The organism is Pseudoalteromonas sp. DSM 26666 (assembly GCF_900116475.1).
GTDB lineage: Bacteria > Pseudomonadota > Gammaproteobacteria > Enterobacterales > Alteromonadaceae > Pseudoalteromonas > Pseudoalteromonas tetraodonis.
In genome coordinates this window covers 1-26,451 of sequence record NZ_FPAR01000006.1, presented here as the reverse complement: position 1 = coordinate 26,451, position 26,451 = coordinate 1, and the positions used below count along the sequence as shown (strand labels likewise).

The following is a 26,451-nucleotide window of genomic DNA, read 5'->3' as shown; positions in this document are numbered from 1 at the left end:
TTTTCAACTTACATAATAAATTTAGACGCCAATTTTAGGGGGAATGCTAAACTAGGTCAAAGAATGATATTGTTTTTTGATAGATAAATGCTGTTGATTGGGTTTTATTGCGTTTCAACGTTATTTTTTAAAATTATTAATTTTGATTAATTAGATTGATTACCTATGTTGATCTAAAATATAACTAATCTTAATTTTACCGTTTATCATAAAAATCACTTAAGTATTTCAGTATCTTGCCGATAAACAATTAATAACAACGCTTGCGAAGAAAAAATATAAAACCTTTGGAGGGAATGTGGATTTAGCAACCATTATTGGGATCCTTGGCGCAATTGGCTTAATTGTCATGTCCATGTTTATGAGTAGTAGCGGTGAAGTCGCTATGTTTTACAATACCCCTTCTGTGGTTATTGTATTTGGTGGTTCCCTTTTTATCGTTTTATCTAATTTTACCATGTCGCAATTTCTTGGCATTGGTAAAGTATGTGCAAAAGCATTTATGTTTAAAATTGAGCCTCCTGAAGCATTAATCGAAAAAGCGGTAGAATTAGCTGACTCTGCTCGAAAAGGCGGGTTTTTAGCCTTAGAAGAAGCCGAAATCCCAAATCCTTTTATGCGCAAAGGCGTTGATATGCTAGTAGATGGACATGATGCTGATGTGGTACGTGCAACATTACAAAAAGATATTTCGTTAACCACCACTCGCCATGAAATGGGGGCAACCTTATTTAAATCATTAGGTGATATTGCACCTGCAATGGGGATGATCGGTACGTTGATAGGCTTAGTGGCTATGCTCTCGAACATGGATGACCCCAAAGCTATCGGACCGGCAATGGCGGTTGCGTTGTTAACCACATTATACGGTGCATTTTTAGCAAACGTTGTAGCCATTCCTATTCAGGTAAAACTTGAACTGCGTAAAGACGAAGAGGCCATGAATCAGCGCTTAATTTTAGATGCAGTATTAGGTATTCAAGACGGGCAAAATCCTAAAGTAATTGAAGGGATCTTGAAAAATTATCTAGCTGAATCAAAACGCGCAGTCAATACTGAGGAATAATTATGTCAGATGAAGAGTGCAAATGCCCACCTCCAGGACTTCCTGCGTGGATGGGAACGTTTGCCGATTTAATGTCATTATTAATGTGCTTTTTCGTACTTTTACTCGCATTTTCTGAAATGGATGTACTTAAATTTAAACAAATTGCAGGCTCAATGAAGTTTGCTTTTGGTGTACAAAATAAAATAGAAGTAAAAGACATTCCAAAAGGGACATCTGTTATTGCTATGGAGTTTACGCCGGGTAAACCTGAGCCAACTCCTATAGAAACCATTCAGCAACAAACGGTTGAAATGACCCAACAAATGCTTGAGTTTCAGGCGGGAGATGAAAGCTCCGCAGGTGGACGTCAAGAGCAACGTGGTGAAAAGCGAGGTGGTGAATCAAGTAGTACCTCAGAGGAAGTTGCTGCAGCTACGGCAGTGTCTGCTGCTGATCAAGAGCAAATAAATGACTTAGTTAAAAAAATTGCGCAACAGCTTGAAAAGCAAATTATTGATGGGGCTATTGAGCTTGAATCTTTAGGGCAGCAAATCATAATTCGTATTAGAGAAAATGGCTCGTTTCCATCGGGGAGTGCATTTTTACAACCACAATTTAAACCTATCATTCAAGATATTGGCCGATTACTTAAAGATGTACCCGGTGAAATTACGGTGTCTGGTCATACGGATGATTTTCAGGTTTCCAACGAGCTTTACATTAATAACTGGGATTTATCATCTAAACGCGCAGTTGCGGTAGCGAGTGAATTACAAAAAGTTCCAGGTTTTGATAAAACCAGAATGATGGTGGTAGGACGTGCAGAAACTAGGCCCTTAGTGCCGAACGATTCCCGCGAAGATCGAAGACGTAACCGCCGTGTGGAAATATCAATTTTACAAGGCAAGGCAAAAGAGTCAGCGCCAATTGATGTAAGATAGAATGACTTGGCTATGTACCTTTTTTAGCATAGAATGCAACATTCTTAACAAATGTAATGGGGCGAATATGTTGACTAAGTATTGTAGTATGCCTGGTAACGGTACTGGCGATGACGATGATAAAAAAACGAATTTTACTAAGTAATCATGCCTGATTGGTTTGATAAAATTTTAGAAATTTTAAACAGTAGCTGGGTGCTTATTTTGAGCCCAGCTATTTTTGTTTTTTATTTACGAAAAGATCTCTGTGCTTTAAGGTTTACTTTAATAACGGCTTCTTTTTTTCTTTTTGGTGCTTTAATTCATTCATCGCTCAAAGAGTTTGATGACGGCACTTACATATACCGTTATGTAGTTTGGGCATTAAACGATCTATCTTGGATGGCTTTGATTGCTTATTTAGGTATCAAAGATAAAGTTTATTTGTGGCAATGCGTACTGGGTCAGCTTGTGGTTATTGGTGCACCCATTTTACAATTGTTTCGTTTAGTCGACCGCCATCTTTGGGAATTATCATATAGCACTTATATTTATAAAACTTTACTGCCACTCATTAATGTTGGCACAGTTATAGTGTGTTACCTGCCTCTTTTATATATTTTTGTTAATAAACGAAATAAGGCTTTAAGCTAATAACTACAAAAATACCCCTCGTTTTAAAATGATATGCTAGACTACTGTTTATATGAACAGTGTCAGAGCTTGATTATGAAACTTTATATTGCTGAAAAACCTTCATTAGGGCGTGCTATTGCAGATGCGCTTCCAAAACCTCATAAAAAACACGATGGTTATATTGAAGTGGCGAATGGTGATTGTGTGTCTTGGTGCATAGGTCATTTGCTCGAGCAAGCAGAACCCGATGACTATGATGAGCGTTTTAAAAAATGGCAATTTGAGCATTTACCTATTGTGCCTGAACACTGGCAATTAAAAGCTAAAACAAAAACCCGTAAGCAGCTTACCATTTTAAAAAAATTAATTAAGCAGGCAACAACACTCGTACATGCTGGCGATCCTGATCGTGCACTGTTACGATATTTTAATGAAAACTCATTGTTACAATAAATATCGTTAAAAGTGTGAAGTAGGATCTGACTTATGAACTACATTTTATGGACAGTACCAAGTTTAACTATTGACCAAAAATTATCTAAGTCAGTTAATTCAGACACGGGTGAAATCAGCTTTAACTTTAATGGAAAAGGCCACGATCTTCAGGATGTAGTATTGTTATATCAAGACAATGGTTTACCCGTTAGTGTTGTAAATAATTGGCTTATTTATCTAAAAACTTCTATACATCGAAAACACGTAAATACTCAAGCTCAGGCATTACTGCATTACTTTATCTTTCTAGATGAAATAGGGCTTGAGTGGGACGAGATGCCCATCACTTCAAGAAATAAACCTACGTATAAGTTCAGTAAACATCTTAAAGATGCGGTGATGAATGGAGCTATTGCTAGAACAACAGCCAATAATTACCTAGGCTCAATTGTCAGTTTTTATAAATTTTATTTAAACAAAGGCTACGAATTTATAAATAAGCCATTTAACTATAAAACGCTTAAAGTGAATGTTGATGGTGGGCATGAGTTTAGCAGAGGTAAGTTTGTCTTTGTCGACTCGACAGACATCAGGCTTAACCTACCTAAGGATAAAAGTAACTTTGGTATGCCAAGAGAGCTTGTTCCTTTGAGTGAACACGAATGGACTTTGGTCGATGAAATATGTCGTCAGGGAAAGGTAAATTCAAACACTTCAAGTGGAGCTGCTTTCGTAAATCTATCAGAGGAATTTAAGCTTGCCGTAGCTTTAGCACGACATACAGGATTACGTAGAGAAGAGATTGTTACTTTTAGATCAAAGTTTATTTATAAGCCAACAGCTGAGCAGCTTCGTCAGAAGTATTTAATCCATTCAAATGGCGTGCACATCTCACCGCAAGAGGGAGTAAACACTAAAGGCTCTGGTAGTAGAACAATTGAGATGCCTTCATCGGTAATGCTTCAATTACATCAATATATTAATTCAAAGCGTTACATAAAACGTAGAAAACTCTTCGAAGTAAATAACCCCGATGAATTAAACAATCCACCTTTATTCATTTCACAGAATGGACATCATTACGCCTCTAGGACATTTAATGCTCGGTGGTGCGAAGTTCGAAATACGGTAAAAAACAGCCATCCAAGTTTTAATCATAAATTTCATAACTTACGTTCAACCTATGCAGTAACTCGTTTGAAAGAACTGTTAAATCAAGGGGTAAAAGAAGGTGACGCTCTTGATTACATTCAATCTGTAATGGGACATAAATCAAGAAGTACACTTCTGCATTATTTAAAATTTTGTCACCAAACATTGAAGGCTAATGAAGTTTATGAGCGAGCCCTTGATCTGGTTTTAAAGGTCGAGGAGTAGGTCTATGGCTTTTATCGGAAATGAAAAGCGCAAAGTTATTAATGCTGAAATAACCGATAGTCCAGCGGTGTTACCTTTACCAATAGACAAGTTGGTGATTAGTGCTGGCAACAGGAATTGTTTTTTTAAACGTCTAGCTTATAAAAATTGCCCAAAAATAAAGATTGGTACAAGTGGCCAAGAGTTTAAACTTTCACCTAATGCTGAGTTAATTGATATGCGACGATGGGAGTTAATTCGACATTGTTATAATGCGATATTACTAATGGACAGAAGGGATCGCACTAAGGTCGTCTATTTTAATTCTTTAGTCGTTTTTTTTCAATATTGCGATAAAAATGAGCTCGAAGTTGGTTTCAACCATACAACTATTATTCCGTTTATTAACGACTTAAAAAAACGTTGTCTAGAAAACATTAGAGGTACGACGATAAATAGTACTTTAGGCGCATTTAAAATGTTTTTAAATGAAATTGAGCCAGTTTTAACTCATGAGCTAAGAGGTGATTTTCTATTTATAAAAGACAGTCATGAATGTACCAAGCCATATACTGATTTAGAATTAAAACAAATTGTTAAACTACTTTACGTGATATTTAATAAGTATAGAACTCATTTACTTAATGGGACTAACCCTACAGTTCATCCTTTACTGTGTGATGATTTAGGAAATGACTTCTTAGGTAACCCGTTTAACGGAAAGCATATTTTCTCCGTCGTGAGGCCTAGCTATACTTGGCAGAATGAGCTTGTGAAAGTAGCTCTTTATCTGACGTCTTTTTACACGGGATTAAATGAAAGCCAACTGTTAGCAATTAAGTTTTCTGATTTTTCAAATGAGCATTTTGAACGAACATCTGATGGTGTTTATAAGCTATCTACAACAAAGTACAGGCAGCGCGGTAGAAAAAATATTACGACAGTGGGTTTTAGCAAAAGAGCGAAAGAATTTTTTGATACATGGTTGTCTTTAAGTAAATTGATAACAAATAATACCTCAGATTATGTTTTTTCAGTTTACTCAAAGAAAAAGTATACCGTAATGTTAGAAAATCAGTTTGCCACTTCGATCAATAAAAAGCTTAGATATTTTGAATTACCGGCACTACGTACAAACCGATTTAGAAAAACTAAAGCTACTTTAATAATGAGAGCAACCGAAAGCATTTTTTCTGTTGCTGAAGGCTTAAATAATAGTCCTGATACTGTATCAAAACATTATTCTAATGGTGTACCTGAATTAATGGAGTTCTCGATTGCAGGAGCACTTGATGTTAGGCAGCGGACACTTCAAGGGGAGACATTAGATGAAGCGGTTATTGAAAGCGCTTATCACTTTAAAGATCCTGTGAGAGAGCAATTTTACTTAAAAAATAAATTAACTATACCAAATACTCTATCCAATGGACTCCGTTGTAAGGATTCTTTCGGTGAAAAAGCTAAGCAGCTAAAAAAATCACTCGTTAAAGCGGGTTTAGCTAAGCAAAAAAATAAAGTCGCATGTCATAAGTTTTTAGAATGTTTTGGTTGCCCGTATCATGCAGTTATTGCTGAAGTCGACGATATCTGGCTTATGCTTTCATTTCGAGATGTAATCCTTGAGGTCGCCTGTCAGCCATCAATTAACTCAATACCCACTACTACATTAGCCAAGGTTACTAATACCGTAGAGTCAATTTTAGAGCGGTTGAGGCGAGAGTTTCCACGCGTATATAAAAGTGCTGAGGTGAAATATTCTGAGCTTCCGCATCCTCTTTGGGCTGATAAAACGGATTTTAATGTCTTGATGGAGTTAAATTAATAATGAATGAGTTAATTAAGCCTCTAGACTCCATTAATACCGAACATCCAAAAGTAATGAATACTGATAACACAGTTGTTTCTTACTCTTCAGATGGAAAACCATTCAGTCATTACGAAGATGATATTTGGTTAATTATTAATGAAGACGTTAAGTTGAATTTTGGAAATCTTAGTGATGGGTTTAAATCAGTTTGTAAAAGATTGATTTTTAAATTGTTAAATAGTGATGATCTCATTAGTAAAAAAAGTATAGGTATGAAGTATATACAAGCTTTTTCAATTTTTGATAAGTGTATTATTGAATGTGGCGGTACTGATTTTACTTTTATAAATTCAGAAAGAGGATTTAGAGAGTTTATAAAAGTAGCCCAAAGTCATAATTTAAAATACAAAACATGGAAAAACTACTTAATAATTCTTAGCGTCTTAAAAAAAGAAAAAATTATCACCAGAGTAATTGATAATGCTGATGAATTAGCTGTTTTACTCTCAAATAGCCAGCGGATTTCACATCAAACAATAGCTTTACCAGAAAAAATAGCATCTAATTATTTTAAAGCTGCATTAGATATTGTTGCTAAGTATCACCCAAGTAGAAAAATTATTAGTGATACATATGAAAGCTTTATTCAGGATTATAATAAAAATATTCAGCGAGGGTATGGTGTTCCTACAGCTAGGGGTTATGCTCAAAAAAATTATCTAGAACAAACTAAAACAATAGAGTTCAAACTAGATTTAACAGGCGTATGGTTAACTTGGATAAGAGGTGCTTGTTACACTGTAATAGCTGGTTTTACTGGCTGTAGAGATGGTGAAATTAAGTCTTTAACCAAAGAGTCTTACCAAGAAAAAAAATATGCGGGTATGACTATCCCTATCGTTAATGGGGTTCATACCAAAGTTAATATCGCAGGGGTAGAAAGAGAAACAAGTTGGGTGACTATTCCTGCTGTTAAACTAGCAATTGAGCTTATATGGGATATTTATGAGTTCTCAAGAAAAAATTGGAAAGAGCGTGCTCTGCTTTGTTCTCACATAGATGAGCAAAATAAAATGATTCAAGAAGCCGACTCCCTTTTTCTATCATACTCCCCTACAGCAAAATATCCTGCAGCAGGCAGGCAAGCAATCGATAAGTCTTTAAAGAGTTTTGTTAAGTATGTTAATTATAGAGCTAACCCACATGATGTTGCTGAATTTAATCTTTTAAATCCATCACGAAAAGGTGAATTAAAAATTGGCGAATTGTTAACGCCAAACCCGCACTGTTTCAGAAGAACTTTTGCTGTATTCCTTGTTCGTAATAAACTTGCGTCACTTTTAGAGTTAAAATATCAATTTAAACATATCAATATAGCTATGACATCTTGGTATTCTAACCAAGCCAATGTCGCAGGCTATTTCGATATGATGCTAGATAAAGAATTACTTTTAGACATAGCACAAGAAAATCATGATTTCATGACCGACACTTTTTACCATATCTATAATGAAGCAGAGTCTTTGTCTGGTGCTGAAGGTAAACGAATCGCAAACTTACGTGGTGATGATAGAAGTACCATTTATTTGAGTCGTGATGAAATATCAAGGCAAGTTCGAGATGGCCAAATGTCCATAATAGAAACACCTGTCGGCCATTGTACTAACCCTCGATGTGATCGTATTTGTGATGCGCCAGTCTGTAAGTATGCGGTTGTCACTAAAGCTAAAGCATTAGAGCTTATCCCCAAAAGGCAATTATTGATCACCAAATTTGAATCATTAATCGAGTTTGGGTTGAAAATGCCTAACATATTGTCGAAGCTTTATTATGAGATTAAATCGATAGAACAATGTTTTAAAGATCATAATATTACCTTTGATGTGTTCACACATGACATTAACCAAACACTTTTATAAGAGCACCTATGACTGAACAATCAGATAGAGGCAGAGAAACCTTAATCAGGTTAGAGCAAGCATTAAATAGGCTTATTGAAGGTAAGCCATTAAATACTAAACCAGATGGACGCATTAGCTTAAAAAGAATCAATGATGAAGCTGGTTTAAGTTCTGGTGGTATTTATTACTATTCAGAATTTGTAGAAGTTGCTAATCAAAGAATTCAGTTATTAAAGCAAAGCTTAGCTGTAGGTAAAAGTGAAAAAAGTAAACAGGTTGAAAGTAAGTTACGTGAACAGCGTGATAAAGAAAAAGAATTAAAAGAGCGTTATAAAACGCAGCGCGACCAGATAAAAGCTTTTAGTGATCAAGTTGTAGCTCATAACGCTCAGCTTGAATTCACGCTTTTTGAAGCGTTAGAAAAAATATCTTTGTTAGAGCAACAACTAGAAATATATAAAGTTAGTCCAATTACAGGTAAAAAAGTTTGAGATTGTTTATTGCAGAAAAACCAAGCCTTGGTAGGGCACTAGTAGATATATTACCTAAACCACATAAAAAAAGTGATGGTTATATCACCGCTGGTAATGGCGATGTTGTTACTTGGTGTATAGGTCATTTATTAGAGCAAGCGGAGCCAGAGGCGTATAACCCTGATTATAAAAAATGGGCAGTTGAGCATTTACCGATTGTTCCTAATGAATGGAAGCTTGTTGTTAAAAGTAAAACAAGAAAGCAATTTACAGTAGTAAAAACATTAATAAAAAAAGCCGATACGCTAGTTAATATGGGCGATCCAGATCGAGTCGGTCAAATCCTGATTGACGAAGTGATTAATCATTGTGGTGTGTCTAAAGCAAAAAAAACACAGGTTTTAAGGTGCTTAATTAGTGACTTAAATCCCGCAGCAGTAAAAAAGGCGTTAAACAATTTACGTAAAAATACAGACTTCATTCCGCTTGCTACATCTGCATTAGCACGAGCAAGAGCTGATTGGCTTTATGGCATCAACATGACTCGCCTATGCACGCTACAAGGCCGCCAATCTGGCTATAATGGCGTTTTATCAATTGGTAGGGTACAAACACCTGTTTTAGGTTTAGTTGTCCACAGAGACCAAGAGATTGCGAATTTTGTATCAAAACCATTCTATGAGGTTATCTGTACGCTTCTTACTTTAAAAGGTGAGGCGTATCAGGCTAAATGGAGGCCAAGTAAAGCATGTGAGCCTTACATGGATGAAGATAATCGGGTGCTGTCTAAAGCATTAGCATTAAATGTTATTTCAAAGGTACAAAATAAAGCAGGAAAAGTAGTTAATGTAACTCAAGCAAAAAAAGCAACCCCTCCGCCATTGCCTTATAGTTTATCTGCTTTACAAATTGATGCGGCAAAAAGGTTTGGTATGAGCGCACAATCAGTACTTGATACGTGTCAGCAATTATACGAACGACATAAATTAATTACTTACCCTCGCTCAGATTGCCGGTATTTACCTAAAGAACATTTGAATGATGTTAAGCAAGTCGTAGGCGCTATTGGTAAATCTTGCTCAGCTTTAAGTGATGCCGCAAAAAACGCGAATCTTAGTCTAAAAAGTAAAGCCTGGAATGACTCAAAAGTAAGTGCCCACCACGCGATAATTCCTACATCAAAATCAACTGATTTAAGCCGCTTATCACCTGCTGAAAATAATATTTATGAACTGGTTGCTCGCCAGTATCTTATTCAGTTCTACCCTCCGTTTGAGTACGTAGATAAGCAAATAGATACGGAAGTGTCGGGTGGTTTATTTATTTCAAAACAAAAAGATGTGGTATCACAAGGCTGGAAAATTTTGTTCCCTTCAAAACAAAAATCACAGGGTGAAAGTGAATTTTCAGCCGTTAGTCTTCCAAATGTTTCAAAAAATGATGAAGTACATTGCCAGCAAGCTGACTTAATAGAAAAGCAAACTACACCACCTAAGTACTTTACTGACGCTACATTACTTTCAGCTATGACAGGTATAGCTCGGTATGTAACTGATGCTTCAATTAAAAAAGTATTACGTGATACTGATGGATTGGGAACTGAGGCTACAAGGGCTGGGATAATTGAGCTGTTATTTAAGCGTCAATTTTTGACTCGTAAAGGTAAGGATATAAGAGCAACTGATGTTGGTACGCAATTAATATGTTCTTTGCCTGAACGAATGACAATACCTGATATGACAGCTCACTGGGAATCTCAATTAGAGGCTATCAGCCAAAAAGAAATTAAATACGCTCACTTTATGGATCCAATTACGCAAAGTATAGATACGCTTATCACTGAGGTGAAAACAGTCACTTTTAGTGGGTTAAAAGGTAAGGGAAAGCCTTATAAACCTAGAGGGTCTTTTAAACAGAAAGCGAAAAAAACGAAGCTTAAGTTGTAAAATTTACACCCTTAAAATTAACGTGGTGTTTTCATCTTCATTAAATCTCTTTGGGTTCTATTTTCAGCCGCTTGTAGCCTATGATTTTCTGCAAATTTAGATACCCCTCATCACGAAGTAAAAAAATTTGGCGTGAGGGGCATTGGATTCGTAAGTTAATAAACTTGTTTAAAAGTAATATCCCTGTAACAGGTTCTTATCAGGTCTTAAAGCTTTAAAGTAATTGATATAGTAATAGATACTCGGAATCAAAAATTTGATTAAACTTGGCATTTAAGACATGGGAAAGCACATATGCACTCCTATGTCTGGCCCAATACACCTTAGTAGTTAAAACTGACAAAAAAGAAATTAAATATAGTTTGATGAAAAAAATGTAACTAAAGCGTATCAAGATAAAGCAAAAAATATGCAAAAAAGCTAAAGCTAAAACTTTAATATCTTTATTTATTTCAAACTATATGTAGAATAAATTTCATACTAAGATTTTAATTACTATAGCAACAACATCGCTGTAAATAACTAACCTGAAAGGAAGACATGTGTTAGAAGACTCCGATAGTCTAAGAATATTTATAAAAAGCTTATATCCCAGTTTCGTCATTATGGATGTTGCAAAAAAATCAGGGCAAAGAGTAGTTTTCTTTGGTCGCTTTACTTCGAGAACAAAATACGAACCAGATAAATGTAACGCTTGGGGTGAAGTAGTTCTGAAAATAAGTGAGGCAACTTCAAGAACAGCAATCTCATATATCCAGAAAGAGGCTGAAGTTCTTAATTCACTGGAAAGTATTTACTTCCCTAAGTTATTGTTTACTGAAGTGGTAGCAAAAGATCCAATTACAGATGACCCTATTTCCCCAATAAGGTTTATAAGTATCGAAGAGAAAATAGATGCAACTCCCTTATCAAATATTATGATTCAATATAATAATGAAAAAAAGGTGGTTAATTTTTTGACTCAAATATTAACAGCAATGAAAGAATTATGGGAACATCCCAAAAAGCTTGTACATCGTGATTTGAAGCCAGACAACCTATTAATAAAAGATGATTATTCTTTGGTAATTATTGATTTAGGTATTTTGAGAGAGGAAGGCTCTGAGGGTGTTACTAATAGCTTATTTCCTATAGGGCCTTGCACACCATTTTATGCAAGCCCAGAACAAGCAATTAATGACAAGAAGAACATTTCATTTAAAAGCGATCAGTTCTCAATAGGGACTATTTGTTATGAAATGCTTTCTGGACAAAAAGCTTTTTTCAATAACGATGGTAATAATTTGGTTGATGAAATTCTTGAGAGAGTTTGTTCGTTGCTCCCGCTCAGACTTGAAGACTACGGTGTATCTAAAGAGCTATCAGATATAATTTCTAAGATGATGAACAAAGAACCATATAAAAGATATAGAACTACAGATAAATTGATTTGTGATATCAATAAACTTAAGGAAAAATAATGTCAATAAAATTACTTCATCAAGTTGGTCACAATTCAAATTGGAATCGTGACTCCTTTGAAAAAGACAAAATAGGTACTGGTTTAATTTACAGCCCAGTTCATATCCTTTCTAACAAACTGAAAGATCTTCCAAAGAGCTTAAAAGAAACATCTATTTTTGACCCTCAATTTTATTTACCAAGCTCTGAGAAACCAAAATTTAAGTCTTATGATTTTTTTCCTAATACAATTCTTGGGGAGCAGGGATTCAATACTATTGACTATAATTCAGTTGCAAATGAATCAGCTAAAAGGTGCATTTCTTTCCAAGTTGAAAATAATTTTAAAAATATTGTTATACCAGCTCGTTTTTATGAGCAGCTTAACCCAAAGTATACTGAACAGCAAAGTGAACTATTTGTGAGTCCATTCCTTAATGCTATTAGAAAATCTGGGGTTTTAGGTACAAAAGAGATATACCTTACTGTACCGATAACGTCTCATATGCTTAACATACAGGAATATAAAACAAACATATTGAATTGGCTCACGAGTTACCCTGAAATTGATGGGGTTTATTTTATTTGCCAATTTGATAGACCAAAAAAACAAATTGATGATGCTAAATTTCTAATAGAATATATGAATGTAATTCGCTCAACTATAGAAGCTGATTTAAAGGTTATAGTGGGATATACGAACACTGAGGCCTTACTTTACTCATTGGCAGGTCAAGATCTTTCTCTAACAATCGGTGCTTTTGAAAACACTCGTATCTTTTCATTAGACAAGTTTGTTGTATCTGATGAAGAAAGACGAGGGCCGAAAGCAAGAATCTATATGCCAAAGTTATTAAATTGGATTAATTTTGAAGATGCAAAATTAATTAAAGAGCATAGCCCTGAAGTTTGGGATGAAATATATACGGAAACAGATAATTCAGAAAAAGCGCTCAAATTGACTAAGTCACCGACATTTAATAACCCGATACTTTACAAACATTACTTTCAAACATTCTCTGAACAACTTAATGAGTTATCCTCCTTAGATTTAATAAGTAGGTATGAATTAATCAAAAACTGGATACAAAAATCGCTAGAGTTACACAAACTGATAGATAATATAAACATCCAGCTAGATAAACATGGTGATGATTCTCACTTAATACCGTGGAAAAATGCAATTGAGATATTTAAAAAGAATCATCTTTAGCTATTAAGGATTTAGCTAATAAAGTATTTGCTCGCCATAAAGCAAAATCCGATTTATGTGCTTCTCTTTTAGGGGAGAAGTGCACTTCATAGCAACCTTTGGGAGAAAATGTTGCGAGTCCAGTATTGAACCTTTTAAACTCATTTAAATTCTTAATGGCTGCACTGGAGTGTTTTTTATCTAACAAAACCCATGATTCATTTGAGAATATTTTGTATCTGTTTGCTTGCCAAATAGCTTTTTTCCAATCCCTAAGCTTAGCTTCAATTGCTATCATAGATGTACAAAGTAACTTTGGTTGACGAAGTTTAACATAGAGCCCATTACTTCTTTCTTCGCAATACCCTGCCTCAATGAATTTTTTAAGCGCTTTTTTTGACACAGCTAAAGAGGCTCCTGACATTTCAGCCAAAAGGTATACATCAAAATTTTGTCTATATGGTAGTGATTTTAAAGTATAGGCCCAGTCGTCTTGAATTTTTGATAAATCAAGTAATGAAGAATCACTTTTATAGTTAAATATTACAGCGTCCGCAATCCCATAACCACAATCAAATTCACGCTCAACTAACACTTTTTTGTGAGAAAATACATCAAGCAATTTTTCAAATTTATCAACTAGTTCTAATTCAGTTGTAAATGGCTCAGGTTTATCATCAAACACATAATCACAGCCTATTGTTTTAACTGATAAATCCATTTTTAAATTTTCTTGTTTAAAGTAAATATTTGAGGAGTTATTATAGGCTATTAAGCTATGAATTTCTATAAACCTAGTCACTAGTGAGTATCTTTATGTATACGAGCCCTCCAGTACGATGTCATGAGTATTTTCCCAAAAACAAAAGAGGGAGTGATTTTTTTGTTGGTGATCTACATGGCGAGTTTAAAGAGCTACAACAATTACTTAAACAAATTAACTTTAATTTCTCTAGTGATAGATTGTTTGCAACTGGAGATTTAATTGATCGAGGGAGCGACTCCCTCAAATGCTTGAAGCTTTTAAATCAAGATTGGTTTTTTTCTGTATTAGGTAACCATGAACTTTTTTTGTTGGAATATGATGATGATAATTTATATAAAAACATGATCTGGAAAAAAAATGGCGGGAGCTGGTTTCACTCCATTACAGATGAAGAAAAGATCTTATCAAGGCAGTTAATAGTAAATAATATGAAACTAACTTTAACTGTTAATACCCATATAGGGCTTGTCGGTATTATACATGCTGAGTACCCTTTTAGAACTTGGCCCAAGGAAGATATAAGTGAATTAGATAAAGAGCTTTTACATCAAGCACTGTGGGGAAGAAACATTATAAAGAACAAGTTAGTATTTTATACAAAAGGAGCTAAGCTAATAATTTCAGGTCATACTAGTGTCGCTCTTCCTGTTTTACTTGGTAATCAATTATTCCTTGATACTGGCGCGGGCTCTCCTCCAAATGAAAGCATTTACTCACCTCACTTAAGCATATGTGAAGTAAGTGAAAAACACCTAAAACTACATTCTTTAGGTTATGAGCCAAAATATATTTCAATAGATGGTTGAAATCCAATCACTTTATAGAGTTGTAATGATTTATTACATTTACAATACGGTTTAATAAAGGAATGAGTCCATTAAAACTGATATGTTTTTTTTGGGCTTTAATTATATGGTTTGCAAATGCGTCCTTACTGAGGTCTTTCGATTCGTCCCGATTATGGATGGAATTAAAGAACAGTCCATTTGTATGTTTTTTTAGTCTAGCATCGTCTCCAAAAAAGTATTCAATATCAGTGTCCTCATCATTGACTCCTCGCGGTGTAAAAACGACATATAGATTATTAATAACATGTATAAATTCAGCTTTTCTTACGTCTTTTTTAGGGTCTAAAGTACTAGGGAGCAAAGTTGTCTTTTTATTAAAACTTTTAGATTGTAATAAATTCTCTATTTGTTTAGGCCCATCATCATTATCTATAAAAATAATTACTGGATTTTGTGGCTTTGGTGCTTTAAAAACCTTACTTTTTACTGCATATGTATCGATAAAACCTCTTAGATAATCAGCTCCTCCATAAAGCTCTAATAAAAACCTTGTTCTTTTCGAATATTCTACAAATCTAATTAGTAACTCATACTGGTCCCCATCTGTTTTAACTAATTGTTTATATTGATCATGTAGCTTATTAATTGCAGACTTCAAATAGATATTATCGGTCTTACCTTCACACAATATAGTTGGCTTTTCATTAGCATAAAATAATCTGTAAAATAAAAATTTACTAAAAACGACCTCTCTTCCTGATAATAAACCATTTGTACGCTTACCGTAGCTCTTAAGAGAGTACTCTGGAATTAATGGGGGCTTTTGTCTCATTCGATTGTAATGATCAACTTGATCTATAAAGTTAAGCTGTCCCTCAAGCTCATTGATATTACCTTCAACTAACTTTCCACCTTTCTCTGTAGTAAAATGACCTTTATTAAATAATGAATTACATTTGGCTCTTGCTGTACGCCAATATTCTTTTTTCACACTTGGTTTTTTGTTGACAATTAAACCTGTCACTTCTTGTCTAGAATTCTTATATTGAATGCGAGTTTTTCTTTCATTAATACAAAATCCTGCATGCTTAATCGCTCTTTTAAGTCTTTTTCCTGCAACAAACCCATTGAGCTCATCACACATTATTTCCGGCGGAAACACGGATAATCTAGTTGAAAAAGTAATATCATCGGCATAACGCGTATATGTGCATTTGTATCTGTTAGCTAATGAAGCCAAGCGAATATCTAAATGATGTGTGATCAAGTTGGTGATTACGGGAGAGCATGGACTCCCCTGAGGTAACGTATTTTTGTAGCAAGCTATTTGGGCAATTACTGTTGCAATAGATGGTGATAACTCAAAATTTTTATTTTTTATAAAAAAACCTCTTACACGACCAAAGTTAAAAGAATCGAAAAAGTTTTCAAGATCAATATTTAACACATTCTTTTGTCCTAAATGCATAATTGCGTTAGTCAATATAGAACGTTGCCGCGTAAAGCCATGTGACAATGAGGGTTGTTTCATAGCTGCATTTGAAATTTTAACTTTCAAAACCTCAGCGGAAGAATCATTTTTCTTTGAGGTGTTTTTTTTGGGAGATGCTAACTGTGATTTCGGGTATTTTGATGCATTTATCTCATCAATACAGTCCATCAATAACTCAGATAGTTTTGATTGAAGACTTTTGAGATCTTCATTTGGGGCTGTTATTTTTCTTTTACCACCTGATTTTTTGTTTATTTCAAAGTGATGATATTGGTTCTCAGGCTTAATAATATACAAACACTTTGTAAGAAAAACAGGGCTTACATTCAAAATAGCAGCCAATTGAGGCTTAGTTACTGCACCCTTTAAATTCTTGAGCCTACTCAACATTAATTCCTTTTCAATAGTGGTTTATGGGCACTCCTAGGCACTTTCGTCAGGTAGCCTCATAATGATGATAATCTACTAATAGGCAGTTCTTTCGAACAATTTTTTCACAGATCGCGAGACGCGACCAAAAATCTGCCCATAAACCAGAATATAAACTAACATAAATACAGGTTTATGTTTATAGTTTTTTAGGCATAACCCAAAGGTGATAAATTTGGAGATAAAACACATTAAAGAATCTTAATACAATGAGTTACATGGTTTTAAATACAAAAAAACAGAACCATAATGTTGATTAGTAATCATAGTCAATTATGGCTTGGGTATAATGTGAGGCGTTCTAATTGTAGTAATTTTTATTGAATTATCGTTTTTACGCTTTAAGTGGTCAACATAATGTAAAAACTCGCCTTCTATCAAACTCACCCAAAAATAATTAATCCCAAGTGCAGCTGTATTCTGGCAATTATTTTGGACTATCTAACCGATATAATGCGTCTTATAAAGCAAAAGTATAAAATTTTAGAAGTTAAGTGTACTTATTTACTTAGCAGCTTAATTAATTTTTTCTTTTCTTCAGTTGATAGATTGCTTATTAAGCAGGCAAGTTCAGCTGACTCTGCACTATCACAAAATAGATAATTCAAAGGTACTTTTAGTTCATCAGCCATGCGCTGTAATGTTTGTATGTCAGGAGTGTGCCTGTCTTTTTCGTAATGGTTCATCCTGCTACTTGCTGAACTTTGATCCATGCCAATACGAATACCTAATTCTTTTTGAGTCATGTTCGCTCGCTTACGAGCTTCTTTAAGCCTGATTGGAATAGGGTTTGGTTTAGACACTTAGCTTTCATCTTGTTCACCTGAATAACTTAGATTGTCTAAGTTTTACTTATATTAGTATACTTAGCAATCCTAAGTTCTGTTGGTGACTCCAAATGATCAAAGCAATTAAGCTCAATGAAGATATCTATCATCTTTTAGTAGAAAAAAATTTTAACCATTTCACTATCACTGCACTGCGCAATACTTTGCAAGCGCTTAATGATACTTATAAAAATCCAGATGAGGCTAGGCGCTTTGTTTACAGGCAGGTAATGCGCTTGGTTAATAAAGGTTTGCTAGTTAGGGATGAAAACCCAAGCCCTAAACGGGCTCAATATAGTAAAACGCCGTTATTTAAAACATCAATATTCACTAGCGTAACAAATGACTCGATTACAAACCTTTCACAATCTCAAGTTATTGATAAAAGCTTTAACAATGAGCTTCATGAAGCTATAAAAACACATGAGTCAGAAATGGCTGTATTAGTTAGTGAGCTCGAAGAGTATAAGCGGCTTATAGAAGCAAACCCTAACTGCTATGATGCAATAGTAGTGTTTTTGGAAAAAGGGCAAGTACGTCTGCTATCAATTAAGGGAAGGTTAGCAGCATTGAATAACATCCAACAAGCTGTGGTTGAGGAATAAAGTTATTAAAAATTCTAAAAAACAACCTAACTTGCGCAGTAATGCATCTAATAAGTGCGTTGGCTGATTTAACTAGCTTGCATCAAGAGGAAACTATTAGAGATAGATGATGTATCTACAGGTTAATTAAGCTTGTGTTACTGTATTGTTAGTCAAGCTCTTAACTTCGCTAAATTAGCCTCCTCTGTTAACTACTTACAAGGAGCAGTAAATTATAACAGCTAGACAAGAAAGCTATCGAGCATTGAACCCAACTGATTTTCAGGATTTAATACTTGATGGTTTAAGGGGAATTGACCCCGTTAACTGAGATTGTTTATTGTGATTTTGCAGGCTTTCAATTTTTCTTTGTTCTTAATGAGTTCACTGGGCATTAATGGAATACTAGGGATGCCATTTAAGGTTGACCAAATTACTAGCTGGCTATCAAACTGTGATAAGCCTATGGAGTGCATTTTGTTTGCGATAGCAGCGCATGCAGCATTAATGTTAGTTAGTTTTTCTTGATCTAAACTTTTAATATATTTACTAGATTGGAGTTTAAATACTTCTGGTAATTGTATTACGATACTTTTTATAGAGGTAAACTCATCTGTATCTTTTGCACCGAGTGGCTTACCTAAGACTTCAGCGTATTTTGGCGCAGCTTTAAATTGTTTAAATACGGCTGAGACCGCTTTATCTGTATTAGACTCGCATATTAATCCTAACTTTTTGCCATCTGGGCAGATATGAATGTCGTAAAAGATGCTGGGTTTAGGTGCTTCTGCCGCGATCTCCCACTTTCCAACAACACCTCTCTCTGTACTGTCCCAACCTTCACCTTCTAAGGGGAGCTCAAGCTGGGCATAATATTTTCTTTCATCAGACCAATTTGCAAGATTGATCGAAAATGTGACATCTTCTTTTAAATCTTTTGAAAAGACGCCTTCAAGTGTTGAGTCTATTGCGGCTGCTTTAGCTTTAAAATCATTTTGATTAATGCTCGTAAGAATACCGGCTGTTGGAGCTACAAGATCAATAGCATTTACTGCTAAACCTAAAATAGCGCTGGACTGTGGAGCATTTTCTTCTACAGATTGAAGTCGAAAAGTGGTGCTTGCTGAAGTAGTGCCATTTGGGACTAAAAATAGTGGCTCGTGGGTATTTGAATAAGTAAGGCTTCTTAACCAGCTATTGCCTTCACTCCATGTGCTGATGTTTTCAATAGTTGTTAGCGGGATGGTGCTTTTATAATTGCCTGCAGAAAAAATTATGTTTGCATTAATGGATACTTTCTTGTTAATAAAAAATCGAGCAAAGCCACTCCTTTGTGAGTAAGGGTAAGGGGTACTTGCGCAATTATCATCATTACAATCATTTTGTGAATAGATAGGTAATATTTTTAAGCGAGTATATAAGCCATTCATCGGTATTGTGGATGCTGTTTCCTCTTTAATTTCTTCGATATTAGTGAATTGTAATACATCTAAAAACTGTACTTTAACAACTTTACTCTTCCCCGTACTTTCAGAGTCTGTTTTAGAGTTTTTATCAAGGGGAGTACTGCATCCCACAAGAATTAATGTCGTGACGAGCGTTAGGTTTGAGCTTTTTATTAAATCCATTTGAACTATCCTAAATTTTTTCTGTTTGAAATTTGTACTGCTTATAAAGTTAGTTCTTTTATTGTAAAAATAAAGTGAGCGCCAATAAAATTTTGTGCAGTATGCAAAATGAGATGTGCTCTCATATTTGGCAATAGAGGAAGGATATAAAAATAATTGTTTTTAAAATTGAGAGAAAAGCTCACCAGTATGATTGTTGGATTGAAAACTTTATATTTGGGTGCTACAAACGTAAATTATCAAAATCGCCAACTTTTCTTACGTTAGAAAGTTAAAATCGATTTTATGGTAGTGAAATAATTAACAAACAGATAATAGTGGAAGAAACATGGAGTTTAGTAAAAATAAAGCAAGCGAAGAGTCGCTTCAGTACACTGTATTTATTGATGGCGTACCTATAGGGCTAAAGCCAACAGAGCAAGAAGCTAACTCATTGATAGAAAAGCTTAAGGAAGACGAAAATTTAGCCAATAGACTGAAAAACAAAAAGTTATCTCAGCTAGAAAATTCTGACGAAGATTTTACTCCTTAGCTTTATAGGAATATAACTATGTTCAAAATTAAAGTTCTTACTCCAAGTGATAGCATCAAGTTTTGGTATGTGAAAAGCATTAAAAGAGGCAGTAAAAGCTTCGCAGGAACAACTGACATATCGGATGCAAAAACTTATAGAAAAACAAAACCAGTTAACGCACTTTTAGATTATTTTTTATCAAATGGCATAAACTATGTACTGCTAGATACAAACAGTGACTAAGCACTGAAAACTAAAAGGGATTTAATTATGTGGGCGGTTATAAAAGTAGATAAAGCATTGAAGTTTTATAACTTTCAGTCGCAGCAGTATGAGATTGTTGGTGATTTAAGATTTGCTCATGCAGGCGAGCTTGAAAGCACAAATGGAATATCTATGGCCTTTGGTGGTTTTACAAAGGTTGTTCTTGAGCATGAGCGTTGTGTTAAAACTTTACTGAAAGCTGGCCTTCCATTATTTATGAAAAAAACTGATGCTAGAGAAGCTGCAAAGGCTGTTAATTTAACTGGCTATACCTACATTCAATTTGAAGTTAGTAAGATCCAATTATAAAAGAGAAAGATCAATGAAATTATCCGAACTAATAAAGCAGCTACAAGAAATAGACAAATCTGTTCCTTTTGATTCTGAGGTTGTAACTGGTGGAGATTGGATGCCCCAGAGCATCACACAAGTTTACCATGAGCCACCGTATACATTCATTCAGTTCGAAGCATCATCTGAAGATATTGATGAATAGGACATTGGAACAATACAGGAGAATCTAATTATGGGTAAAGCCAAGCCAGTAACTATTGCAGGGAAACACTTTGATACACAAGGCGATGCAGTGAATTTTTTCAATAACCAGAAAAAAGAGTTACTACCAGAAGGTATGATGAAGGAGGGGAATTTTTTCGACGCTTTAAAAGATCTTTATGAACGTTACTGTAACAACTCGCCTGGTTATGAGTTGAACGGTCGCTTGATTGCTGGTTTCAGTGTTGAGTATGAAAAACGTATTGTAAATGGAGGCTGGGCAACACATCCATGTTATAAAACTCATTTTTCTAATGATGAAGTAAGACCATTCTCTATTAAAAAAGCTGTAAAGTCATTGTCAGACAACTCAAATTAAACATATTGAGAAACAGGGTATGAGCAAAACTAAACTCGTTCTTGAGTATTGTGAACGAACAAAAGACATAGAGTACTCAGATGAATTAGAAGAGCTGCTAGAGAAAGACTATATTGCTAATCGCGCGTTTTATACAGATAAAGTTTTTAACTTCCTCTATGTCCGTGAATCCATTTTTGGCGTGAGACCTGCTGAAAATATTGAACTTGCAAAAGTAACTTTCTCTAATGATTAGCTCTGGAGCGGTTTGAATAACTAAAGTATATTTTGTAAGTGTGAAACTTAACGTAGTTCACGGCTTGCTTTTCACTCTTTTTATTGTATAAAAACTTGAAAAGCAGGAAAAAGATGAAATTTTAAATAGTTAATATAAAACAATTATTTAAACATTTTATAAAAAATAACTTGTAACATTGATGCTTAGGGTCAGCTACTGGTTGATGAAGTAATCGAGCAAACAAAAATTAGTCAAACCAAAAAGCAAAGTATTCAACGCTTATTGATTAGTGATTTAAACTTAACTGCGGTAAAAAAATCACTCAACTCTATGCGGGCTAACCGTGATTTTATCCCTTTGAGTGTATCTGCTTTAGCGCGGTCTCGTGCTGATTGGTTGTTTGGTATGAATTTAACGCGAGCTTATACGCTAGCTGGGCAAAAAGCGGGCTTTGGTAATGTGTTGTCGGTTGGGCGAGTACAAACACCTATTTTAGGTTTAGTTGTAAATCGTGATAATGAAATCGCAAATTTTGTATCCAAACCATTTTATGAAGTACTTGCTCATCTTGTTACACCTGAGCAGCAATCATTTACTGCTAAGTGGATACCGAGTAAAGCGTGCGAACCATATCAAGATGAAGAGGGCAGAGTACTTAATAAAGCCTTAGCCGAAAATGTGACTTCACGCATTGCTAATCAGCCCGCAAATGTAACAGCGCTTGAGCAAAAGCAAAAAAAACAAGCCGCGCCGCTTCCTTATAACTTATCTGCTTTACAAATAGATGCTGCTAAAGCTTTTGGGATGCCAGCACAAAAAGTACTCGATATTTGCCAAGTTTTATATGAACGTCATAAATTAATTACCTACCCACGCTCAGATAACCGTTACTTACCGAGAGAGCATCACCAAGATGCACCTGCTATTTTAAAAGCGATAGCCGTAAATGGTGGGCAGTCAGTAGAGCTGGTAAATGAGGCAAATGCAAAACAACGTAGTAAATGTTTTAATGATGCAAAAGTGGCCGCTCATCACGCCATTGTGCCGACAGCTAAACAGTTAAAAAGTGTGAGTTTAGCCAATGATGAAGCAAAAATTTATCAGTTAATAAGTCGACACTATTTAATTCAGTTTTATCCCGACTACATTTACAACGAAAGTAAAGTAGAGGTAACCATAGCCGGTGGTTTATTTAAAGCAAGTGCAAAGCAAGATGTAAGCTTAGGTTTTAAATTGCTCATGGGTAAGTCGGAACTTAAAGAAGAAGCTACATTACCTTATTTAGAAAAAGGCATGGCACTTACTTGTACTAAAGGTGAAGTGGTGCAAAAGCATACATCTCCTCCGGCTCATTTTACCGATGCAACCTTACTTGCTGCTATGACGGGAATTAGCCGTTATGTAAAAGACCTGCAAATCAAAAAAATATTAAAAGAAACAGATGGCCTCGGTACAGAAGCAACGCGTGCCGGCATTATTGAGCTGTTATTTAAACGTCGCTTTTTAAAACGTGAGGGAAAAGCAATTAAAGCAACTGAAACAGGTCTGGCATTAATTAGTGTATTACCAGAGGGATTATCAAGCCCCGACTTAACTGCAAAATGGGAGTCGAGTTTAGGTGATATTGCACAGCAAGCAATGAGTTATCAGCAGTTTATACAACCTTTATTAGCCGATTTAACTAATTTTGTAAGCCAAGCGGCGAACTGCAATAGTCAGGCATTTGCACTGTTACCTAAAACGTCACCTAAAAAGCGCTTTGCCAAACGTACAAAAAAAGCGCCGTATAAAAAGTCGAGTTATAAAAAAAGCCCTGCGGTAAATTAATCGCAGGGCTTACATATAGCGTTGAAGGTTACTGATTGAATAGTGCCACAGCGGCGTTACTCATAGCCTTTATTCCTGTAGGCAGTGCTACTTTATAATCAGGCGCAAATTTACTTGAATGTAACGAGGGCAGTGTTTCGTTATTTTTTATTGCCTTGGCGTACTGTTGTTGGTTAACGCCACCTAGCCAAAATAAGGTGATAGGAATATTTTCGTCGGTGCGCCCATATAATCCAAAGTCTTCACCGGCCATTACCGCTTCTGTTTCGAGCACGTTTGCATCACCTATCGCACTTTTTATAGCGTTTCGAACAAGGTTAGTTTGTACTGGGTTATTGTAAGTTGATGGAATTGATTCATCTTCATGAACTTTCACTACAGGGTAGAGAGTTTCCTCAAGGCCTGCACTTTGTGCTATACCTGCAGTAATACGTTTAATTGCCGCTATTTGTGCGTTACGTATATCTGGATTGTAGCTGCGTAGCGTAAGTTGTAACTTAACTTCATCAGAAATAACATTGTGTTTAGAGCCACCATGAATGGAACCCACCGTTATCACTGAAGGCTCAAGTGGAGAAAGCTCACGACTAGTAATTGTTTGTAGTGCAAGTATCGTTCGAGCTGCGATGATCACAGGGTCGATAGTTGTATGCGGGTAAGCACCATGGCCACCTTTGCCTTTTATACTAATATCAACAGAATCAACACTGGCCATGGTGTATTCATTTTTCATTGCCACTTTACCCGCAGCAACGCTAGCGCTTACATGCAAAGCAATAATATGATCTGGTTTAGCGTATTTGTTAAATAATCCTTCCTTGAGCATTGCTTTTGCACCACCGCCTACTTCTTCAGCGGGTTGAGCAACCATCATTAAAGTACCTTGCCACTTATTTTTATGCGTAATTAATTGCTCAGCAGTACCAATAAAAGAGCTCATATGAATATCATGACCACAGCCATGCATAACGCCAACTTCACTACCTTGATCATTAATTGTGGTAATAGTTGATGCGTAAGTTTTGCCTGTTTGCTCTGTTATAGGCAGGCCATCAGTATCAGTTCTGATCATGACGGTAGGGCCTTGACCATTTTTGTAAATTCCGACTACACCATAGCCACCTACATTATCGGTTACGTCAAACCCTAATTTCTGAAGTCGTTCAGCGATTTTTTTACCTGTTTGCTTTTCCTTATATGACAATTCAGGTGATTGATGTAGGTCTAAGTAAAGTTTTTCTATTGCCGGCATGCTGGTATCAAGATCCAACTTAAGTGCTTGCGCATTCAATAATGGGCTGACTAATAAACACAATGCACTTACATACGCTAATTTCATATTTCCCTCACTACCTTCTATTGTATTTAAATGATTTAAACAGATGACTTGTAATTATTATCTTCATCACCATATAAAAACCTAAATAGATGAACATGGCAATAATTCAATGAGCAATATAGTTAGTCTTAACGCACAAAACCTTCAGCAAGTATTGGGTGAAACATCACAACAAAAGTTAGTACTACTTAACTTTTTTTCTCCACAAAGCCCAGAGTGTATTAGCCAAGTAGCTATTTTAGATAAGTTAGCTGCTGAATACAGAAACTATATAGTAGTCGCAAACTTAGACTGCGATGCAGAGCAGGCACTTGCCTCTCAACTTGCCCAACAAGTTGGATTGCAAACCTTACCTACTTTAGTGTTATTAAAAGACTCAGCTCCAGTTGATGTATTAGCGGGTGCTCAAACAGAAAGCCAAGTTCGTGATGCATTATCTAAACATTTACCAGCTCAACAAGACTTATTATTAGAGCAGGCTAAGCAAGCACTGATTAATAGCGACTTAAATGCCGCGTTTACTTATGCCAAACAAGCGTATGAACTTGATAGTCGAAATGCGAGGATTAAATTAGTACTGGCAGATATATGTATACAAATCCACAAACTCGATGAAGCCGCTGCGTTAATAGAAACAATAGATGTAAAAGAGCAAGATGCATACTTTAATAATATTAAGGCAAAATGTGAGGCCGCATTAGAGGCAACCGATTCACCGCAGATAAAAGAACTTCAAGAAAAAGTCGCTAAACATCCAAATGAACTTGATTTGCAAATGCAGCTAAGTAACCTTTTAAATGAAGCGGGAAGGAAAGAAGAGGCATTAGAAGCACTCTTTACTATCCTTAAAAAGGATCTTAACTATGATGAAGCCAAACCAAACTTCTTAGCAATAATCGCCTCTTTACCTGACGGCGATGCATTAGCCGCTAAATATCGCCGCAAGCTCTATAGTATTTTATATTAACGGCTAATTAGAACCTTTATAAAAGCATCTAACTAAAGATGCTTTTTTGTTTTCTACATTTAAAAAGAGGATAAATGCAGGGTTATCCACAGGGTTTTGTGGGTAACGTGTGTGTCTAGGTGGGGTATCTTTGGGGTAAAAATTAAATGCAAAAAAGCCTTTAAAAACGCTTGCGTTAAAATCGATTCGCCCTATAATGCGACCCCACTGAGACGGGGGACGGCAACGCTTAGCGAGGCACGAGTTACTTAGTTAGTCGAGTAAAACTTAGTTTCAAAAACTTTTAAGTTTAACAAAATTAAGTGTTGACAAAAAAATAGGAAAGCGTAATATGTGCAGCCCTAGCGAGATAAAGTTAAACGCTTTAATCGCAACGTTCTTTAACAATATAAAGCAATCATCTGTGTGGGCACTCGTACAGATTGAGTTCTAACAGCCAAGCTACTTCGCTCTTTATTGAGCAAGTAACGAGGCAAACAAATTTAGAGTCTCAATTGAAACTGAGTGACCAACAGAATAGTTACTTCGGTAATTATTCAGCACAGTCAATTCAATATCGAAAGATATTAAATAAATTCAGAATTCATTGAGCTGTCGAAAGACATAAAACTTTTTAATTGAAGAGTTTGATCATGGCTCAGATTGAACGCTGGCGGCAGGCCTAACACATGCAAGTCGAGCGGTAACAGAGATAGCTTGCTATCTGCTGACGAGCGGCGGACGGGTGAGTAATGCTTGGGAACATGCCTTGAGGTGGGGGACAACAGTTGGAAACGACTGC

General features: G+C 35.5%; 24 protein-coding genes, 1 rRNA gene and 2 pseudogenes. 22 read left to right on the top strand and 5 right to left on the bottom strand.

The features are described from left to right. Positions 1-298 precede the first annotated feature (298 nt). The 11 genes and pseudogenes from pomA (at position 299) to BM380_RS11990 (ending at position 13,175) form a co-directional block, all read left to right on the top strand. Positions 299-1,066 carry a flagellar motor protein PomA gene (pomA, locus tag BM380_RS12040; RefSeq protein WP_016900636.1) on the top strand — a complete coding sequence of 256 codons (768 nt, stop codon included), beginning with the start codon at positions 299-301 and terminating at the stop codon, positions 1,064-1,066. Between the two features lie 2 nt (positions 1,067-1,068). Beyond that, the gene (locus BM380_RS12035; protein ID WP_028834921.1) at positions 1,069-1,989 is read left to right on the top strand and encodes a flagellar motor protein MotB; all 921 of its coding nucleotides are present in this window, start codon (positions 1,069-1,071) and stop codon (positions 1,987-1,989) included. Between the two features lie 147 nt (positions 1,990-2,136). After that, the gene (locus BM380_RS12030; RefSeq protein ID WP_090494543.1) at positions 2,137-2,622 is read left to right on the top strand and encodes a hypothetical protein; all 486 of its coding nucleotides are present in this window, start codon (positions 2,137-2,139) and stop codon (positions 2,620-2,622) included. Between the two features lie 75 nt (positions 2,623-2,697). Next, positions 2,698-3,015: pseudogene (locus BM380_RS12025) on the top strand (toprim domain-containing protein); the annotation flags it as partial. Positions 3,016-3,090: 75 nt separating this feature from the next. Next, positions 3,091-4,416, top strand: coding sequence for a tyrosine-type recombinase/integrase (locus tag BM380_RS12020; protein ID WP_090494539.1), 1,326 nt, complete (start codon positions 3,091-3,093; stop codon positions 4,414-4,416). A 4-nt stretch (positions 4,417-4,420) separates the two neighbouring features. Then, positions 4,421-6,217, top strand: coding sequence for a site-specific integrase (locus tag BM380_RS12015; protein ID WP_090494537.1), 1,797 nt, complete (start codon positions 4,421-4,423; stop codon positions 6,215-6,217). A gap of 2 nt (positions 6,218-6,219) precedes the next feature. Then, entirely contained in the window at positions 6,220-8,121 is a 1,902-nt protein-coding gene (locus BM380_RS12010) for a site-specific integrase (protein WP_090494535.1), read from the top strand. A gap of 8 nt (positions 8,122-8,129) precedes the next feature. Next, entirely contained in the window at positions 8,130-8,594 is a 465-nt protein-coding gene (locus BM380_RS12005) for a hypothetical protein (protein WP_090494533.1), read from the top strand. Then, a complete protein-coding gene (locus BM380_RS12000) occupies positions 8,591-10,522 on the top strand; it encodes a DNA topoisomerase III (protein WP_090494531.1) in 1,932 nt (643 codons plus the stop codon). The genes BM380_RS12005 and BM380_RS12000 overlap by 4 nt, the downstream gene beginning before the upstream one ends. Before the next feature lie 542 nt (positions 10,523-11,064). Beyond that, positions 11,065-11,982: a serine/threonine protein kinase gene (locus BM380_RS11995; protein WP_090494529.1), complete on the top strand. Its 918-nt coding sequence runs from the start codon at positions 11,065-11,067 to the stop codon at positions 11,980-11,982. Then, a complete protein-coding gene (locus BM380_RS11990) occupies positions 11,982-13,175 on the top strand; it encodes a hypothetical protein (protein ID WP_090494527.1) in 1,194 nt (397 codons plus the stop codon). Before BM380_RS11995 ends, BM380_RS11990 begins: the two co-directional genes overlap by 1 nt. Here the strand turns inward: BM380_RS11990 and BM380_RS11985 are convergent. Beyond that, positions 13,156-13,956 carry a hypothetical protein gene (locus BM380_RS11985; RefSeq protein ID WP_090494526.1) on the bottom strand — a complete coding sequence of 267 codons (801 nt, stop codon included), beginning with the start codon at positions 13,954-13,956 and terminating at the stop codon, positions 13,156-13,158. The genes BM380_RS11990 and BM380_RS11985 overlap by 20 nt on opposite strands. Before the next feature lie 14 nt (positions 13,957-13,970). Here BM380_RS11985 and BM380_RS11980 point away from each other — a divergent pair, with 14 nt between their 5' ends. Next, positions 13,971-14,726 (top strand): metallophosphoesterase, encoded by a 756-nt coding sequence (locus BM380_RS11980; protein ID WP_139232431.1) that lies wholly within the window; start codon positions 13,971-13,973, stop codon positions 14,724-14,726. 7 nt (positions 14,727-14,733) lie between these two features. Here the strand turns inward: BM380_RS11980 and BM380_RS11975 are convergent, their stop codons facing one another. After that, positions 14,734-16,590, bottom strand: coding sequence for a retron Ec67 family RNA-directed DNA polymerase/endonuclease (locus tag BM380_RS11975; RefSeq protein ID WP_254772068.1), 1,857 nt, complete (start codon positions 16,588-16,590; stop codon positions 14,734-14,736). A 539-nt stretch (positions 16,591-17,129) separates the two neighbouring features. Then, entirely contained in the window at positions 17,130-17,432 is a 303-nt protein-coding gene (locus BM380_RS11970; RefSeq protein ID WP_090494522.1) for a helix-turn-helix domain-containing protein, read from the bottom strand. A 95-nt stretch (positions 17,433-17,527) separates the two neighbouring features. Between BM380_RS11970 and BM380_RS11965 the strand changes: the two genes are divergently transcribed. After that, on the top strand, positions 17,528-18,061 hold the full coding sequence (locus BM380_RS11965; RefSeq protein ID WP_090494520.1) for a hypothetical protein: 534 nt from the start codon (positions 17,528-17,530) through the stop codon (positions 18,059-18,061). A 302-nt stretch (positions 18,062-18,363) separates the two neighbouring features. Here BM380_RS11965 and BM380_RS11960 read toward each other — a convergent pair whose 3' ends face one another. After that, positions 18,364-19,668 carry a hypothetical protein gene (locus BM380_RS11960; protein ID WP_090494518.1) on the bottom strand — a complete coding sequence of 435 codons (1,305 nt, stop codon included), beginning with the start codon at positions 19,666-19,668 and terminating at the stop codon, positions 18,364-18,366. Positions 19,669-19,996: 328 nt separating this feature from the next. On the opposite strand from BM380_RS11960, the gene BM380_RS11955 reads away from it, so the two are divergent. From BM380_RS11955 to BM380_RS11930, 7 genes and pseudogenes are all read left to right on the top strand, one after another. Further along, complete coding sequence (locus tag BM380_RS11955; protein ID WP_090494517.1) at positions 19,997-20,200, top strand: hypothetical protein; 204 nt, start codon at positions 19,997-19,999, stop codon at positions 20,198-20,200. A gap of 18 nt (positions 20,201-20,218) precedes the next feature. Continuing rightward, positions 20,219-20,425, top strand: a complete 207-nt coding sequence (locus BM380_RS11950; protein ID WP_090494515.1) for a hypothetical protein — start codon at positions 20,219-20,221, stop codon at positions 20,423-20,425. Positions 20,426-20,452: 27 nt separating this feature from the next. Next, complete coding sequence (locus tag BM380_RS11945; RefSeq protein ID WP_090494513.1) at positions 20,453-20,755, top strand: hypothetical protein; 303 nt, start codon at positions 20,453-20,455, stop codon at positions 20,753-20,755. Positions 20,756-20,768: 13 nt separating this feature from the next. After that, a complete protein-coding gene (locus BM380_RS18335) occupies positions 20,769-20,942 on the top strand; it encodes a hypothetical protein (protein WP_175527464.1) in 174 nt (57 codons plus the stop codon). Between the two features lie 30 nt (positions 20,943-20,972). Next, positions 20,973-21,320, top strand: coding sequence for a hypothetical protein (locus tag BM380_RS11940; protein WP_090494511.1), 348 nt, complete (start codon positions 20,973-20,975; stop codon positions 21,318-21,320). Positions 21,321-21,339: 19 nt separating this feature from the next. Next, entirely contained in the window at positions 21,340-21,555 is a 216-nt protein-coding gene (locus BM380_RS11935; protein ID WP_090494509.1) for a hypothetical protein, read from the top strand. Between the two features lie 189 nt (positions 21,556-21,744). Then, positions 21,745-23,364, top strand: a pseudogene (locus BM380_RS11930) (DNA topoisomerase 3); the annotation flags it as partial. Between the two features lie 28 nt (positions 23,365-23,392). On the opposite strand, the gene BM380_RS11925 reads toward BM380_RS11930, so the two are convergent. Then, the gene (locus tag BM380_RS11925; protein ID WP_090494507.1) at positions 23,393-24,703 is read right to left on the bottom strand and encodes a M20 metallopeptidase family protein; all 1,311 of its coding nucleotides are present in this window, start codon (positions 24,701-24,703) and stop codon (positions 23,393-23,395) included. A gap of 109 nt (positions 24,704-24,812) precedes the next feature. Here BM380_RS11925 and BM380_RS11920 point away from each other — a divergent pair, with 109 nt between their 5' ends. Both BM380_RS11920 and BM380_RS11910 read left to right on the top strand, forming a co-directional pair. Further along, positions 24,813-25,670 carry a tetratricopeptide repeat protein gene (locus tag BM380_RS11920; protein ID WP_090494505.1) on the top strand — a complete coding sequence of 286 codons (858 nt, stop codon included), beginning with the start codon at positions 24,813-24,815 and terminating at the stop codon, positions 25,668-25,670. Between the two features lie 614 nt (positions 25,671-26,284). Beyond that, positions 26,285-26,451 (top strand): 16S ribosomal RNA (locus tag BM380_RS11910); the annotation flags it as partial.